Here is a 16,315-nt window from a genome sequence, read left to right as displayed (position 1 = left end):
GCGGTTCCGTAATCACGCGCCGGAACGGGCCGCTGACCAGCAGAAGCGGCAGCCGCTGGATGCGGCTGCCGCAAGGCGTCGGTCAGACGAACAGGAAGTGGTCCGCGGTCAGGTCGGCGGCCGCGACCCCGATCAACTCGGCGTCCGATCCGTTGTAGGCGATCCGGGACGACGACGTGCCGGTGATGGTCAGATCCGCGAACTCGGTCACCCCGGCCGCGCTGATCGCGATCAGGTCGAGAACCAGATCGAAATCCGTCACCCGGTCGTGCGCGCCCTCGCCGGTCAGGACGACGACATCCTCGCCGCTGCCGGTCGTGATGGTGTTCCGGCCGGCTCCGCCGATGATCAGGTCGTTGCCGGCGCCGCCGTTGATCTGATCGTTGCCGTCATCGCCGTTGATGACGTCATGACCGGCGCCGCCGAAGATGATGTCCTGCGAATTGCCGCCCGACATCAGGTCGTTGCCGCCGCCGCCGATCAGCACGTCGCGTCCGGTCCCGCCAAGCATGACGTCTGCGCCGCCGCCGCCGAACAGGAAGTCGTCGCTGGCCTCGCCGTCGATCCAGTCGCCACCACCCCCGCCGAAGACGAAGTCGTTGCCGGGGCCGGCCTCGATGAAGTCTCGACCAAAGCCACCAAGGATCACGTCGTCGCCCCGCTCGCCGAACAGGAAGTCGCGCCCGGCACCGCCGTCGATGATATCGTCACCCCTGCCGGCATAGACCAGATCCATGCCCCGACCGGCGCTGATCACGTCCCAGCCGTCCCCGGTTTCGATGACGTCGTTGCCGCCCCGCGCATCGACGATGTCATCCGCGCTGCCGCCGAGGATCTCGTCGGCGTCTGCGCCGCCCTCATGGCGTGCCACCACGTTGATATGCACGGTGGCGAGTTCGAACCCGTCGCGCGAGAAGTCGCCGGCCGTCGGGTCGATGATGGTTCCCGCCGCGGTGGTGCCGCCGAGGATCGTCATCGGCTCGCCGTTCGGCCCCGCGACCGGGCCGTTCTCGCCGCCGATATAGCCCGGATGGGCGGCAATGGCGCTGTTGGTCGCGTCTCCGGTGTTCGGCGCATTCTGGTTGATGAACGCGGCGTCCTGCTCGGTGTTCGCTTCGGTTCCCGCGTCCAGCACGTCGCTGCCGTGGATCGTGATCTGGGTCGCGCCGTTGAAGTTGCCGCCGGCGTCGAACAGCTCGATCGGATCGTCCGAGCCGATGAAGGCATCGTTCGACGGGATCACCATCGCCCCGAACTGCAGGTAACGGTGATCCTGCTCATCGACGTCGAAGATCGTCGACGCCAGCTCGAAGGGGTCGATGACACCGGCCGCACCGAAATCGCCCGACACCATACCGGAAAGGCCGGTCACGCCGGTGGCGGCGGCGAATTCGCCGTTCAGCGTGTCCAGCGTGCCGTCCTCGGCAAGCCGCTCCAGGCCGGCGCTTGCGGTGTCGCCGATGTCGAACAGGTCGAACCCACCATCGTTAAAGCCAACCCAGACAGGAGTCAGGTACAGACCACCGATATCGGTTTCGTTCCGAACGGATACTCTAATCTCGACCATTGTTTTACCCCAATGAACAATTATGCCCACGCGCACGATTCACGCAGCATGCAGGGTAGTTCATGCGTCCGCCTTCGCCAGACCATAATGTTAACGAACTTTAAATAAATCTCCCCCGCGCCACGCCGCCTGGCCCTCCCGGACGCCGGCGCAGAGCCCCGGAAGTTCAAGGATTCGAACCGGCACATCAAGAGAACCGAGGCCGGATGTGGTTCACTCTGCGCGGAACGCGGGACGTTCCTGTCAAGATGGGGGATAGCATGATGCTTGACAGACCCTGCCTGCCGGCCCTCGCTGCCGCGACGATCCTGGCACTGCCGGCCGTCGGCGGCGAAATGGCGCACTACGGCGCGCAGCCGCGTGCGGTCGAGGCGCAGATCGTCACGGCTCCGGTGGTCACCTTCCCCGGCTTCGAGGACAGCCAGCGCCAGATCGACGGCGCGACCGCCACGCTGGTCAGCTACGACGGCGGCGTGCTGGTGGATGTGGCCACGGCCGAATTGATGCCCGGGCACGGCTATACCATGTGGTTCGTGCCGATCAACGCGCCCGAGGCCTGCGCCGCCGCGCCGTGCACGTCATCCGACGTGGTCGGCAACCACGAGGCCGTGCAGTCCGACGTCAGCTATGGCGCCGGTGCGATCGCCGACGCCGACGGGCGCGCGAGGTTCACCACCCACCGGGCGGCCGGAGATCTGGTCGATCCCTGGTTCGGCCACGGGCTGCAGAAGCCGATGACCGCCGAGGTCCATGTGGTGATCCGCGACCACGGCCCGATGGACGGGCTTTCCGCCGCCGCGGTCGAGGACGCTCTCACGAGCCATGCGGGTCAGTGCGATCCGGGCAAGCTGCCCGATTTCGACGGCGCGCGCATCGGCATGGCGGGCGGCTATGCCTGCCAAAACGTGCAGGACGCCGTCTTCATCCAGGGCGCGGCGCCGGCGCTGTGATCCAGCAAGGGGGTCCCGGGCGGCCGCGTCCGCCCGGGATCAGACGGCCGCCGCCGGGGCGCGCGGCGCGCCTTCAGCCTGCTCGCGCTCCCGGCCGCGCCCGCGGCCGGACATCAGCCACATCAGCAGGCTCAGCACGGCGAGATTTGCCACGCCGGCGATCGCCGCATTGGCATACGACCAGGTGTAGGCGCCGGTCAGATCGTAGAACCAGCCGCCCTGGTAGCCGCCAAGACCGTGACCAGCCCAGGCGAAGACCATGACGATGCCCAGCACCGATGCGCGCCGCGCCGGCGGCGCCAGCGCGCGCGTCGTCGCCAGCACCCCGGTCATCACCCCGGCATAGCCGAACCCGTAGATCACCGCGAACACGGCGAAGCCACCCAGCCCCTGCACCAGGGTAAAGCCGAACACCAGCAGCGTCTGCCACGCCGAGGCGAGCATCCACGCCGGAACCGGGCCGATCAGGTCGGCCAGACGCCCGAAGGCGATGCGGCCGAGGATGCCCACCAGCAGCATGCCGAAGGCGATGCCGCTGGCCTGCTCGACGCCGAAGCCGCGGCCCTGGATCAGCGGCACCAGGTGGACCAGCGCCACCGCCATGCAGGTGCAGCAGAAAAACGACGCCGCCGACAGCATCGCCGTCACCAGCCGCGGAGACACCGGCACCGGCGATCCGGTGCCGGCCGCCGGACCGCCAGCGCCGGCGGCGTCCGGACGCGGCGGCGGCCGCTGCAGCGCCGCCAGCGGCAGCAGCAGCAGCAGCGATGCCGCCCCCAGGATCGCCAGCGCCGCGCGCCATCCGTACCCGCCGATCAGCAGGCCGGTCACGAACGGCACACCGCCCTGCCCCAGCGCCTGCCCCGCCGACGCGATGCCCAGCGCCAGCCCCGCACCGCGCCCGAACCAGTTGCCGACATTGGCGATCAGCGGCGCGAACAGCGCCCCGGCGCCGAGAAAGCCGGCCAGGAAGAACAGCAGCTGCAGTTGCCACAACGCCTGCGCCTGCGACGCCGCCAGCACGCAGGCCGAGAACACCGCCGCGCCGAACAGGCAGACCGCGCGGGTCGAGGTCACCTCGGCCATCCGGCCCATCAGGATGCCTCCGGCCGCCAGCCCCACCAGCCCGGCGGTGTTGATCAGCGCCACTTCGGCGCGGCTGCGGGCGAAGGCCTCCTGAAGCGGGATGATCAGCACCGACAACCCGTTGACCATCAGCCCCATGGCCACCGCCAGCATCACGGCAGCGGACAGGACGATGGTCCAGCGATAGGAAGGCTCGGGCGAGACGTCGGCGCGCATGGCTCTCCTTCCCGGATGCGGGCGGAGCCAGTCTAGCAGGAACCGCCGGCCGGGTCGCGACGGATCCGCGGGCGGGCCGCGGTCAGCCCAGCGCGGCCTTGACGCGCTGCCCGGCCTTGCCGAAATCGATCTGCCCGGCATAGCGCGACTTCAGCACGCCCATGATCCGGCCCATGTCGCGGATCGAGCTGGCGCCGGTCTCGGCGATCGCCTCGCGGATCGCCTTGTCGACGTCCTGGTCCGACAGCGGCTTGGGCAGGAACCCCTGGATGATCTTGATCTCCGCGCGCTCCTGCTCGGCCAGCTCGATGCGGCCGGCCTCGTCATAGGCCTCGGCGCTGTCGCGCCGCTGCTTGATCATCTTGGCGAGAATGTCGCGGATCTCGGCCTCGCTGACGCCTTCGGTGTTCTCCTCCGAGCGGGCGGCGATGTCGCGATCCTTGATCGCGGCGTTGATCAGGCGAAGCGTCGAGAGGCGGAGCTGGTCTTTCGCCTTCATCGCCTCCTTCAGCTCGCGCGAAAGGCGGGTGCGGATCATGGGGATCACCTTGCTGCGTTCATACCTCAAGACCGACCGTTATATCGGTGCCGGCGGATCGTTACAAATCATTTCAATGTGCGCGCACCGCGGCCCGTCCTGCCCGGCGACGCCGTCGCGGCTTGACCGCCCGGCATGTCGGGCATAGGTTCCGCGCGACCTTCGAACAGGATGCCCGCCCATGACCGCCGATCCCCGGACGGCCGCCGCCGACGCGGCCGCAAGCCCCGAGAAACCGACCGCCTGCCTGGTTCTGGCCGACGGACAGATCTTCTACGGGCGCGGCTTCGGGGCCGAGGGTCTGGCGGTGGCCGAACTGTGCTTCAACACCGCGATGACAGGCTACCAGGAGATCATGACCGACCCCAGCTACGCCGGGCAGGTGGTGACCTTCACCTTTCCGCACGTCGGCAACGTCGGCGTGAACCCCGAGGACGACGAGACCGCCGATCCGGTCGCCGCCGGGATGATCGTCCGCTGGGATCCGACCGAGCCGTCGAACTGGCGCGCCGCCGGGCACCTGTCCGACTGGCTGGCCGCGCGCGGCCGCATCGGCCTGGGCGGCGTCGACACCCGCCGCCTGACCCGCGCGATCCGCCACCAGGGCGCACCGCACGTCGCGATGGCGCACGACAAGGACGGGAACTTCGACCTGGAAGACCTGACCGCCCGCGCCCGCGCCTTCGCCGGTCTCGAAGGCGCCGACCTCGCCAGGGAAGTCACCTGCGCCCAGTCCTACCGCTGGGACGAGATGCGCTGGGCCTGGCCCGACGGATACGCCAGGCGGCAGACGCCGGGGCACAAGGTCGTCGCCATCGACTACGGCGCCAAACGCAACATCCTGCGCTGCCTGGCCAGCGCCGGCTGCGACGTCACCGTGCTGCCCGCCTCGGCCACCGCCGAGGACATCCTGGCGCTGCAACCCGAGGGCCTGTTCCTGTCGAACGGCCCCGGCGATCCGGCGGCGACCGGTGCTTATGCGGTGCCGATGATCCGCGAGGTGCTGGACAAGTCCGACATCCCTGTGTTCGGCATCTGCCTCGGGCACCAGATGCTCGGTCTGGCGCTGGGCGCGAAGACCCTGAAGATGAACCACGGCCACCACGGCGCGAACCACCCGGTGAAGGACCACACCACCGGCAAGGTCGAGATCGTGTCGATGAACCACGGCTTCGCGATCGACACCCAGTCGCTGCCCGCGGGTGTCGAGGAAACCCATGTGTCGCTGTTCGACGGCTCGAACTGCGGCATCGCGATGCGCGACCGGCCGGTGTTCTCGGTGCAGTACCACCCCGAGGCCAGCCCGGGGCCGATGGACAGCTACTACCTGTTCGAGCGCTTCGTCGCCGCGATGAAGGCGCGCGCCGCCTGACCGACGCGGCCGGTTCCGGGTTCGTCCGGACCCCTCGCCGGCATCGCCGCGCCCGGCGCACCGCACCCGTTAAGCCGCTGTTAAGTTAACGCGGTCAAGGATCGGCGCATTCCGTTGCGAGGACCGACGCGTGCCCCGATCCGCCGCCGCCCAAGACCTCGACCGGCCGGCGCGCGCGCCCCGGCTGGGCGAGTTGCTGCGCGCGGCCGGCGCGGTACCGCCGGCCGCGGTCGACTCGGCGCTCGCGGCGCGCGGGATCGTGCCCCTGGGCGAGGCGCTGCGCCGCCGCGGCGCGGTCACCGGCGCTACCATCGCCGGCGCACTGGCGGCGCAGTCCCGTCTGCCGCTGGCGGACCTCGAAGCCGACCCCCCGGATCCGGTACTGTCGCAAGGCATGGACCCGCGCGGCCTGCTCCGGCTCGGCGCGCTGCCCTGGCGGCGGCAGGACGGGCGGCTGGTGATCGCCATCGAGGGCCCGGACGCGCGGGCGCGGCTGCTGGCGCGGCGGCCCGCGCTCGACGGACAGGTCGACTTCGCGGTCGCCGAGCGCCGCGCCATCGAGGACGCGATCCTGGCGCTGCATGGCCCCGCCCTGGCCGAGGCCGCCCGCGACCGCTGCCCCGAGGCCGTCTCGTGCCGCGGCTGGACCCGCCGGTCGGGCGCGGTGCTGCCGGTGATCGCGCTGACGCTCGCCGCCGCCGCGCTGCTGGCGCCGCTGCCGCGATTCCTGGCGCTGCTGGGCTGGCTGGCACTGGTCAACGCCTGCACCACCGCGCTGCGGGCGGTGGCGCTGGTGGAAAGCTTCCGCGCCGGGACAGACGCGCCGCGCCGCCCGCCGGCGGGCGCGCCGTTGCCGGTGATCTCGCTGCTGATCCCGCTGTTCCGCGAGGACGCCACGCTGCGCCAGCTGATCGCGGCGCTGGAAGCCAGCGACTACCCGCGCGAGCGGCTGGACGCGATCTTCATCCTCGAGGCGGACGACGTCGCCACGCCGATCGCGCTGGCCCGGACCCGGCTGCCGCCGTGGGCGCGGGTGCTGACCGTGCCCCCCGACACGCTCAAGACCAAGCCGCGGGCGATGAATCTGGCGCTCGACTTCTGCCGCGGCGACATCGTCGGCATCTACGACGCCGAGGACCGCCCCGAGCCGGACCAGCTGCGCCGCGTCGCCGAGCATCTGGCCGCCGCCCCGCCCGAGGTCGGCTGCGTGCAAGGATATCTGGACTTCTACAACCCGCGCCAGAACTGGCTGGCGCGCTGTTTCGCTGTGGAATACGCGATCTGGTTCCGGGTGCTGCTGCGCGGCGTGCAGCGCCTGGGCATGCCGCTGCCGCTGGGCGGCACCACGGTGTTCTTCCGCCGCCGGGTGCTGGAGCGGGTCGGCGCGTGGGATGCGCACAACGTGACCGAGGACGCCGACCTGGGCATGCGCCTCGCCCGCCTCGGCTATCGCACCGAGATGGTCGCCACCACCACCTACGAAGAGGCGAACTGCCGCCCCTGGCCGTGGGTCCGGCAGCGCTCGCGCTGGCTGAAGGGCTACGCGATGACCTGGGTTACGCACATGCGCGCCCCGGTCCGGCTGTGGCGCGAGCTCGGGCCGGCCGGTTTCGCCGGCTTCCAGCTGCTGCTGCTGGGCGGGCTGACGGCCTATCTGGCCACGCCGCTCTACTGGGCGCTCTGGGCCGGCTGGCTGGGGTTCGATCTGGCGGTGTTCGCCAGCGGGCCGCGCTGGCTGTGGACGGCGTGGTTCGCGTCGATGTCGCTGGGCCAGGCGGTGATGGCGGCGGTCGCGCTGCGCGCGGTCTGGGCGCGCCCGCGCCGCCACCTGATCGCCACCGTGCCGCTGATGTTCCTGTACTGGCCGCTGGGCGCGCTCGCCGCCTGGCGCGCGGTGACCGAGCTGTTCACCCGGCCGTTCTACTGGGCAAAGACGGATCACGGCCTCTGACACTCGCACCGGCTCCCGGCGCTGCGTCCGCCCGAACCGGGCTTGCCCGCCCAGCCGGCGGACGCTGCCTAGGCCACGCCGAACAGGGTACACGCTTCGGGCAGATAGCGCTCGCGGATCGCGTTGTTGCCGGGCCGCAGGTCTTCCAGCAGCGCGTCGCGGGCCGCCTGGTCCAGGTCGGGAAGCTCCGGCGCGGCGCCGTTGCGCGCCAGCGCCTGCAGCAGCCCAGCCTCGCCGGTCGTCCCGTTGACCCGCAACGACCGGTGCGGCAGCAGCCCGGCCGGCGCCGGCAGATCCGCCGCGGCCAGAAACCCCGGCACCAGCGGCAGATCGTGCGGATAGCGCATCAGGCGGATGTTCTCCGGCCCGAACGCGTCCTCCCACCACGCCAGCATCGCCGCGTAGTCCAGCCGCGCGCGGGTGCGCGGATCCTGCAGCCACGCCGCGACCGGCCGCGCCTCGGCCACCGCCGGGTCCAGCACCACCTGGCGATAGGCCGACAGCGCCCATTCGTCCTGCCGCCGCAGGCAGACCACCACCCGCACGTCGAACCGCTCGGCAAGCGGCGCAAGCGCCCGCGCGTACACCGGATCGGGGGCCGACAGCCCCTCGGCGCTGAGCACGGTGACCGGCGCGCGCACGCGCTCGGTATAGCCGGCGATCAGCTCCGCTGCCGCGCCGGGCGCGTCTCCGGGCGCCTCGGCGGCGATGGCCCGGACCAGGTCCTGGTGTTTCTCGGGCGCGCCGGACTTCGGTCGCGGATAGCGCACGCCCATCAGCCGCAGCGCGGCGCGGTTGCGCGCCAGGAACCGCTGCAGCGCCGACGTGCCCGTGCGCTCCATCCCGATGTGGAGAACGATCCGCCGTTTCACCCCCGCGTCCCCGCTCAGAGCCGCCCGGCGCCCTGCCTGAGCCGGGTCTCGTAGGCCGACGAGATGTGCTCGCGGATCGCCGCGTCCGCCGCGGCGCCGTCGCGCGCGGCGATCGCATCGACGATCGCCCGATGCTGGTCCAGCGCGACACCGGTGCGGCCCTCGGCCTGGAAGGTGGTGACGCTCATCAGCGCCATCGAGCGGTGCACGGCCTCGAGCTGCTGCACCAGATAGCGGTTGTGGCTGGCCAGGTGCAGCTGGCGGTGGAACCGCTTGTTGGCGCGGCTCATCCGCTCCGGCTGGTCCATCAGCGCCCGGTCCTCGTCGATCATCGAGAACAGCACCCGGACCTCCTCGGGGGTGGCGTGCTGGGCGGCCAGCCGCGCCGCCAGCGCCTCCAGCTCGGCACGCAGCACGTAAAGCTCGCCGATCTGGTCGTGGTTCAGCGAGGCGACGATCAGCGAACGGCCGTCGCGGGCCAGGATGCCCTGCGTCTCCAGCCGCTGGAACGCCTCGCGGATCGGCGTGCGGCTGACGCCGAAACGCTCCGCCAGCTCGGCCTCGACCAGCCGGTCGCCCGGCCGGTATTCGCCCTTGTCGATGGCGTCCAGCACCAGGTCGTAGGCATCCTTGTGCGCCTGGATCTCGCTCGGCATCCGCTTCCTCTCGTCCGCTCAACCAGTTACCCCCCGTGCCGCGGGTTGTCGACGGTTTTCCGCGCCGCAGCATTGAGCCGCGCGCCGCGGCGGCGTATGCCGGGGCATGGCCAGGCACCGCTTCATCCATGTCCGCACCTGGGTCTTCGACCTGGACAACACGCTGTACCCGCCCGGCGCCCGGCTGTTCGACCAGATCGAGGCGCGGATGAACGGCTTCATTCGCGCCCGTCTGGGGCTGGACGAGGCCGCCGCCGCCGCGTTGCGCCGCGACTACTGGCGCGACCACGGCACCACGCTGACCGGGCTGATGACGCACCACCGGGTGGAGCCGGACGGCTTTCTCGAGGAGGTGCACTCCATCGACCTGACCGGGCTGACCGCCGAGCCGGGGCTGCGCGCCGCGATCGCCGCGCTGCCAGGGCGCAAGATCGTCTATACCAACGGCTCGCGCGGGCACGCACGCGGGGTGACGGCGGCGCTGGGCCTGGCGGGACTGTTCGACGCGCTCTATGGCGTCGAGGACGCCGGCTACGCGCCGAAGCCGCGGGCCGAGGCGTTCGCCGCGGTGTTCGACGCCGACGGGCTGGACCCGTGCCGCGCGGCGATGTTCGAGGACGATCCGCGCAACCTTGCGGTGCCGCACGCGCTGGGCATGCGTACTGTACTCGTGGGCCCCGGGATCCCGCCGGCGCCGCATATCCACCACTGCACCGAGGACCTGCCGGGCTTTCTGTCGCAACTGGTCTGAGCGCCCTTCCCCGACCGTCGCCGGCGGACTAGGTTTGCGGCCATGACCGCGCGCCCCGAGATCCGGCCCGAAATCCTGACCGCAGACATCGCCGTCGCCGGCGGCGGCATCGCCGGCATGACCGCCACCGCGGTGTTCGCCGCCCTGGGCCTGCGCACGATCTGCATCGAGCCGGCGCGCCCCGTCACCGCGCCCCGCGCGGCGGGCGCCGACCTGCGCAGCACCGCCTTCCTGGAGCCCGCGATCGCGCTGATGGACGAGGCCGGTCTGTGGGACCGCCTCGCGCCCCACGGCACCGACCTGCGGGTGATGCGCCTGCTCGATGCCGCCGGTCCGGACGGCGCCGTACGGGAGCAAGCGGATTTCGATGCGGCCGAGATCGGCCGGACACGCTTCGGCGTCAACCTGCCCAACCGGCTGCTCCGGCGCGAGCTGCTGGCCCATCTCGAGGCGCAGCCATTCGCCACGCTGCTTGCGGGCACCGCCGTCAGGCGCCTGACCCCGCGCACCGCCGGGGCGATCCTGCACCTGTCCGACGGCCGCCAGGTCCGCGCCCCGCTGGTGGTCGCCGCCGACGGCCGCGACAGCCCGCTGCGGCAGGCGGCCGGTATTTCCGCGCCGCGCTGGGACTACGGCCAGCAGGCGCTGGTCTTCGCTGTCGCGCATCCGCGGCCGCACGACAACGTCTCGATCGAGGTGCACCGCGACGGCGGCCCGTTCACCCTCGTGCCGCTGCCCGACCGGGACGGCACGCCGCATTCGGCCGTCGTCTGGATGGAGCGCGGCGCCGAGGTCGCCCGGCTGCGCGCGCTCGACACGGACGCCTTCGCGCAGGCGGCCACCGAGCGTTCCTGCGGCGAACTGGGCCCGCTGACCCTGGCCTCGGAGCGCGCCGCCTGGCCCATCGTCAGCCAGATCGCCGCCCGCTTCGATGCCGCGCGGCTGGCGCTGATCGCCGAGGCCGCGCATGTCGTCCCGCCGATCGGCGCGCAGGGGCTGAACACCTCGCTCGCCGACGTCGCCTGCCTGAAAGAGCTGATCGCCGCCACGCGCGGCGATATCGGCGCGCCGGATCTGCTCGCCCGCTACAACCGCGCCCGCCAGCCCGAGACCGCGCTGCGCGTCGCCGGCATCGACGCGCTCAACCGTGCCGCCATGACCGGTGCACCCACACTGCAGGCCGCCCGCCGCGCCGCGCTCGCCCTGCTCCACCGCACGGGGCCGCTGAAGACCGCCGCGATGCGCCTCGGCCTCGGCGCGCACCCAGCTTCCACCGTCCCGAAAATATCCCCGCCGGAGGCATCCGGCAACGGCCACGGGCGCTAACGCCCGGCCCCGAACAGCGCATCGGGGCCCACGTCCTCCTGCCGCAGCAGCACGTTCGATTCGATCTCGCCCACCCCCGGCAGGGTCATGATCCGCCGCCGCAGGATGCGCTCGAAATCGCCCAGGTCGCGCGCCACGACCTTCAGCCGGTAGTCGTAGATCCCCAGCACGTGCTGCACCACCTGCACCTCGGGGATGGCGATCACCGCGCGTTCGAACTCGGCCAGGCTGACCCGCCCCCTGGCGGCCAGCTTCACGCCCAGGAAGACGACCACGCCGAAGCCCAGCTTCTCGCGGTCCAGCACCGCGTGGCGGCCGGTGATCACGCCCGCCTGCTCCAGCCGCCTGACGCGCCGCCAGGCCGCCGGCTGCGAGACGCCGACGATGTCCGCCAGCACCTGGGTCGAGCGCCCGCCGTCCGCGATCAGCGCGCGCAGCAGGGCCCGGTCGGTGTCGTCGAGGTCCAGTCCCATCAGATCGCCAGCGCCTCCGAGTTCTTCAGCTCCGACACCAGCATCAGCGCCTCGATGTCCGCGATGTGCGGCAACGCCAGGATCCGTTCCTGATAGATCTGCTGGTAGTGGCCGAGGTCCCGCGCGACCACGTCCATGCGGATGTCGACCCGGCCCAGCAGCGTCTCGATGCTCTGCACGTTGGCGATCCGGCGCGCCTCGGCGATGAAGGCATCGAAGGCGCGCGGCTCGGTCTTGTCCAGGGTCACCCGCAGGAACACCTGCACCTCGAAGCCCAGCGCCCTGAGGTCCAAGGCCACGCGGCGGGCAGCGATGACGCCGCCGGCCTCCAGCCGGTCGATGCGCCGGCGGCAGGCCGAGACCGAGATTCCGGCGGCCTCGGCCAGCACCGAGACCGGGCGCGCCGCGTCCTCCTGCAACAGGCGCAGCAGGTGGCGGTCGATGCGGTCGATCTGCATGAAAGTCTCGCTTCGGTCCGATATGGCGAATGAATGCGCCACATAATCCGCGAATATCGCGGAAATGGCAAACGCGTTCTCAGCTGCCCCGATCTATCCTGCGCCGGTCACTTCCAGACAGGAACCAGAACCGGAGGCAACGCCATGCGCGTCTATTACGATCGCGACTGCGACATCAACCTGATCAAGGACAAGAAGGTCGGCATCATCGGCTACGGCAGCCAGGGCCACGCCCACGCGCTGAACCTGCGCGATTCGGGTGCCAGGAACATCGCCATCGGCCTGCGCGAGGGCTCGCCCTCCGCCGCCAAGGCCGAGGCCGAGGGCCTGCAGGTCATGGGCCTGGCCGAGGTCTCGGCCTGGGCCGACGTGCTGATGCTGACCATGCCGGACGAGCTTCAGGCCGACACCTACCGCAAGTATGTGCATGACAATCTGCGCGACGGTGCGGCGATCGCCTTCGCCCATGGCCTGAACGTGCACTTCGGCCTGATCGAGGCCAAGCCCGGCGTCGACGTGATCATGATGGCGCCCAAGGGCCCCGGCCACACCGTCCGCGGCGAGTTCGTCAAGGGCGGCGGCGTGCCCTGCCTGGTCGCCGTGCACAACGACGCCACCGGCACCGCGCTGGAGATCGCCAAGTCCTACTGCTCGGGCATCGGCGGCGGCCGTTCCGGCATCATCGAGACCGACTTCCGCCAGGAATGCGAGACCGACCTGTTCGGCGAGCAGGCTGTCCTGTGTGGCGGCCTGGTCGAGCTGATCCGCATGGGTTTCGAGACCCTGGTCGAGGCCGGCTACGATCCGGAAATGGCCTATTTCGAGTGCCTGCACGAGGTGAAGCTGATCGTCGATCTGATCTACGAGGGCGGCATCGCGAACATGAACTACTCGATCTCGAACACCGCCGAGTACGGCGAGTATGTCTCGGGCCCGCGCATCCTGCCCTACGACGAGACCAAGACCCGGATGAAGGCGGTGCTGAAGGACATCCAGGATGGCCGCTTCGTCCGCGACTGGATGCAGGAATGCCAGGCCGGGCAGCCGTCGTTCAAGGCGATCCGCCGCAACAACGACGCCCACCAGATCGAGGCCGTCGGCGAGAAGCTGCGCGGCATGATGCCCTGGATCTCGGAAGGTAAGATGGTCGACAAGGCCAAGAACTGATTGTGACAAATCGCGCACCCGGGGGACGGCCCCGGGTGCGCGAGCCGGGTTTTCCTAGCCTTGGATCGGCGCGCTCGGTAAGGTCCGCGCAAAAGCGATTTGCAGGAGCGAGACATGGGCAGAGCCTTCCTGATCCGCTGGGCCGCCGCGCTGGCGCTGGTCCTGCTGACCTACAATCCCGCCGGTTTCAGCTATGTCGACTGGGTGCGCGGCGGCTTCGACCAGTCGCCGGCGCTGAAGGTGCTGATCGGCCTGCTGCTGTTCGTCGCCTATGTGATCTACCTGCGCGCCACCGTCCGCTCGATCGGCATCGTCGGCATCGGTCTGGTGCTGGCGATCATCGCGGCGCTGATCTGGGTGCTGATCGAGGCCGGGATCGTCTCGGTCGAGAACCCCTCGGTGATGGCCTGGCTGGGGCTGATCACGCTGTCGGTGGTGATGGGCGTCGGGCTGAGCTGGTCGATCATCCGCCGCCGGCTGTCCGGCCAGCTGGACGTGGACGACGTCGAGGAGACAAGCGCCTGACCGCGCGGCTTGCGCAGCGCGGCCGGGTCGGGTCCGGGGGCGGGGGTGATTTGCCCATCGACAAGCCCGACCTCATGGCCTAGACACCGGCGCTGAGCCGGAAACGCACGGGAACCGCACGGGCACGTCATGGAAAACATCGTTCTGATCATCCACCTTCTGCTGGCGCTGGCGCTGATCCTGTCGGTGCTGCTGCAGCGCTCCGAAGGGGGCGGGCTGGGGATCGGCGGCGGTGGCGGCGGCGTGATGTCCGGGCGTCCGCCCACCACGCCGATGGCCAAGGTGACCTGGATCCTGGCGATCGGCTTCATCTGCACCAGCCTGGCGCTGACCTGGATCGCCACGCGCGATTCCGCCGGCAGTTCGGTGATCGACCGCGTCGGCGTCGAGACCCCGGCCCCCGCCGGCGGCAGCACCGGCGGCGCCGGCGGGATCGCCCTGCCGCCCGCGCTGGATGGTGGCGATCTGACGCCGCCCGCGCCCGTGCCCGCGGATGGCGCAGGCGGCACCTCGGGCAGTTCCGGCGCATCGGGACCCGCGGTTCCGCCGCCGGCCGAATAATTTCTCCGGCTCAGGGGCAACCGATGGTTGCCCGGCTTTTTCATTCCACAGGATATTGCGCAACCGCGACTTGTCTTGGCGGCAAGAATGGCTTACGTCTGCAATCCCGTGGAGCAGCAATATTTCGGCCGGGTCGGACCCGGCGCAAGCGCACGGGAGGCGCTGTCGCATCATGGCGCGGTACATCTTCATCACCGGCGGTGTCGTTTCCAGCCTGGGCAAGGGCCTGGCCTCGGCCGCGCTGGGGGCGCTGCTGCAGGCGCGCGGCTATTCGGTCCGGCTGCGCAAGCTCGATCCCTATCTGAACGTCGATCCCGGCACGATGAGCCCCTACGAGCACGGCGAGGTATTCGTCACCGACGACGGCGCCGAGACCGACCTCGACCTGGGCCATTACGAACGCTTCACCGGCGTCGCCGCGCGGACCACGGATTCGATCAGCTCGGGGCGGATCTATTCCAACGTGCTGGAAAAGGAGCGCCGCGGCGACTACCTCGGCAAGACCATCCAGGTGATCCCGCACGTCACCAACGAGATCAAGGATTTCCTCGAGATCGGCGGCGACGAGGTCGATTTCATGCTGTGCGAGATCGGCGGCACCGTCGGCGACATCGAGGGCCTGCCGTTCTTCGAGGCGATCCGCCAGTTTGCGCAGGAAAAGCCCCGCGGCCAGTGCATATTCATGCACCTGACGCTGCTGCCCTGGATCAAGGCGTCGGGCGAGCTGAAGACCAAGCCCACGCAGCACTCGGTCAAGGAACTGCGCTCGATCGGACTGGCCCCGGACGTGCTGGTGTGCCGGTCCGAGGGCCCGATCCCGGACAAGGAGCGCGAGAAGCTGGCGCTGTTCTGCAACGTGCGCCAGGACGCGGTGATTGCCGCCCAGGACCTGCGCTCGATCTACGAGGCGCCGCTGGCCTACCACCGCGAGGGGCTGGACCAGGCGGTGCTGGACGCCTTCGGCATCTCGCCCGCGCCGAAGCCTAACCTCGAGAAATGGGAAGACGTCGCCGACCGGGTCTACAACCCCGACGGCGAGGTGCGCGTGGCGATCGTCGGCAAGTACACCCAGCTGGAAGATGCCTACAAGTCCATCGCCGAGGCGCTGACCCACGGCGGCATGGCGAACCGGGTGCGGGTGCGCGCCGAGTGGATCGACGCCGAGATCTTCGAGCGCGACGAGGACGTCGCCCCGCTGCTGGAGGGCTATAACGCCATCGTCGTTCCCGGCGGCTTCGGCGAGCGCGGCACCGAGGGCAAGATCCGCGCGGCGAAGTTCGCGCGCGAGCGCAAGGTGCCGTACCTGGGCATCTGCCTGGGCATGCAGATGGCGGTGATCGAGGCGGCGCGCGACCTGGCCGGGCTGGAGAACGCCGGCTCCGAGGAATTCGACCACGAGGCCGGCATGAAGCGATTCGAGCCGGTGGTCTATCACCTCAAGGAATGGGTCGAGGGAAATCGCACCGTGCAGCGCACCCAGGCCGACGACAAGGGCGGCACCATGCGCCTTGGCGCCTACGACGCGGTGCTGACCGAAGGCAGCAGGGTCGCCGGGATCTACGGCGGCTGCGCGATCTCGGAGAGGCACCGCCACCGCTACGAGGTGGACATCAAGTACCGCGACAAGCTCGAGGCCGCAGGGCTGAGCTTTTCCGGCATGTCGCCCGACGGCCGCCTGCCGGAAATCGTCGAGTACGACGACCATCCCTGGTACATCGGCGTGCAGTTCCACCCCGAGCTGAAATCCAAGCCGTTCGCCCCGCACCCGCTGTTCCGCGACTTCGTGCGCGCGGCGCTGGCGCAGTCGCGGCTGGTGTGACCTTTTCGGCCGGCGGCGGCGACCCTA

16 protein-coding genes are annotated in these 16,315 nt (G+C 70.4%); 9 read left to right on the top strand and 7 right to left on the bottom strand.

The features are described 5' to 3' along the window. Positions 1–82: 82 nt before the first annotated feature. Positions 83–1,567 (bottom strand): spondin domain-containing protein, encoded by a 1,485-nt coding sequence (locus GE300_RS09430; protein WP_154446301.1) that lies wholly within the window; start codon positions 1,565–1,567, stop codon positions 83–85. A 260-nt stretch (positions 1,568–1,827) separates the two neighbouring features. Here GE300_RS09430 and GE300_RS09425 point away from each other — a divergent pair, with 260 nt between their 5' ends. Further along, a complete protein-coding gene (locus GE300_RS09425; protein ID WP_154446300.1) occupies positions 1,828–2,517 on the top strand; it encodes a hypothetical protein in 690 nt (229 codons plus the stop codon). Between the two features lie 39 nt (positions 2,518–2,556). Here the strand turns inward: GE300_RS09425 and GE300_RS09420 are convergent, their stop codons facing one another. Then, positions 2,557–3,819 carry an MFS transporter gene (locus GE300_RS09420; protein WP_154446299.1) on the bottom strand — a complete coding sequence of 421 codons (1,263 nt, stop codon included), beginning with the start codon at positions 3,817–3,819 and terminating at the stop codon, positions 2,557–2,559. A gap of 82 nt (positions 3,820–3,901) precedes the next feature. After that, positions 3,902–4,357, bottom strand: coding sequence for a GatB/YqeY domain-containing protein (locus GE300_RS09415; protein ID WP_154446298.1), 456 nt, complete (start codon positions 4,355–4,357; stop codon positions 3,902–3,904). Positions 4,358–4,538: 181 nt separating this feature from the next. Between GE300_RS09415 and carA the strand changes: the two genes are divergently transcribed. Then, positions 4,539–5,729 (top strand): glutamine-hydrolyzing carbamoyl-phosphate synthase small subunit, encoded by a 1,191-nt coding sequence (carA, locus tag GE300_RS09410; protein ID WP_154446297.1) that lies wholly within the window; start codon positions 4,539–4,541, stop codon positions 5,727–5,729. A 130-nt stretch (positions 5,730–5,859) separates the two neighbouring features. Continuing rightward, positions 5,860–7,680: a glycosyltransferase family 2 protein gene (locus GE300_RS09405; protein ID WP_325063178.1), complete on the top strand. Its 1,821-nt coding sequence runs from the start codon at positions 5,860–5,862 to the stop codon at positions 7,678–7,680. 68 nt (positions 7,681–7,748) lie between these two features. Here GE300_RS09405 and GE300_RS23530 read toward each other — a convergent pair whose 3' ends face one another. After that, entirely contained in the window at positions 7,749–8,552 is an 804-nt protein-coding gene (locus GE300_RS23530; protein WP_154446296.1) for a hypothetical protein, read from the bottom strand. 14 nt (positions 8,553–8,566) lie between these two features. After that, positions 8,567–9,208: a GntR family transcriptional regulator gene (locus GE300_RS09395; RefSeq protein ID WP_154446295.1), complete on the bottom strand. Its 642-nt coding sequence runs from the start codon at positions 9,206–9,208 to the stop codon at positions 8,567–8,569. Between the two features lie 106 nt (positions 9,209–9,314). On the opposite strand from GE300_RS09395, the gene GE300_RS09390 reads away from it, so the two are divergent. Next, entirely contained in the window at positions 9,315–9,959 is a 645-nt protein-coding gene (locus GE300_RS09390) for a pyrimidine 5'-nucleotidase (protein WP_154446294.1), read from the top strand. Between the two features lie 42 nt (positions 9,960–10,001). Further along, the gene (locus GE300_RS09385; RefSeq protein WP_154446293.1) at positions 10,002–11,285 is read left to right on the top strand and encodes an FAD-dependent monooxygenase; all 1,284 of its coding nucleotides are present in this window, start codon (positions 10,002–10,004) and stop codon (positions 11,283–11,285) included. Here the strand turns inward: GE300_RS09385 and GE300_RS09380 are convergent. Next, positions 11,282–11,758, bottom strand: a complete 477-nt coding sequence (locus GE300_RS09380; RefSeq protein ID WP_154446292.1) for an Lrp/AsnC family transcriptional regulator — start codon at positions 11,756–11,758, stop codon at positions 11,282–11,284. The genes GE300_RS09385 and GE300_RS09380 overlap by 4 nt on opposite strands. Beyond that, complete coding sequence (locus GE300_RS09375) at positions 11,758–12,216, bottom strand: Lrp/AsnC family transcriptional regulator (RefSeq protein ID WP_154446291.1); 459 nt, start codon at positions 12,214–12,216, stop codon at positions 11,758–11,760. The genes GE300_RS09380 and GE300_RS09375 overlap by 1 nt, the downstream gene beginning before the upstream one ends. A 144-nt stretch (positions 12,217–12,360) precedes the next feature. Between GE300_RS09375 and ilvC the strand changes: the two genes are divergently transcribed. From ilvC to GE300_RS09355, 4 genes are all read left to right on the top strand, one after another. Further along, entirely contained in the window at positions 12,361–13,383 is a 1,023-nt protein-coding gene (ilvC, locus tag GE300_RS09370; RefSeq protein WP_154446290.1) for a ketol-acid reductoisomerase, read from the top strand. Between the two features lie 114 nt (positions 13,384–13,497). Further along, positions 13,498–13,908, top strand: coding sequence for a DUF6524 family protein (locus GE300_RS09365; RefSeq protein WP_154446289.1), 411 nt, complete (start codon positions 13,498–13,500; stop codon positions 13,906–13,908). Positions 13,909–14,037: 129 nt separating this feature from the next. Next, positions 14,038–14,469 carry a preprotein translocase subunit SecG gene (gene secG / locus GE300_RS09360; protein ID WP_154446288.1) on the top strand — a complete coding sequence of 144 codons (432 nt, stop codon included), beginning with the start codon at positions 14,038–14,040 and terminating at the stop codon, positions 14,467–14,469. Between the two features lie 172 nt (positions 14,470–14,641). Beyond that, positions 14,642–16,288, top strand: a complete 1,647-nt coding sequence (locus GE300_RS09355) for a CTP synthase (protein WP_154446287.1) — start codon at positions 14,642–14,644, stop codon at positions 16,286–16,288. Positions 16,289–16,315 lie beyond the last annotated feature (27 nt).

Origin of the sequence: Halovulum marinum (assembly GCF_009697225.1) — a bacterium.
Classification (GTDB): domain Bacteria; phylum Pseudomonadota; class Alphaproteobacteria; order Rhodobacterales; family Rhodobacteraceae; genus Halovulum; species Halovulum marinum.
Note: the sequence above shows the minus strand (reverse complement) of the source record. Positions and strands in the feature narration are given on the sequence as shown.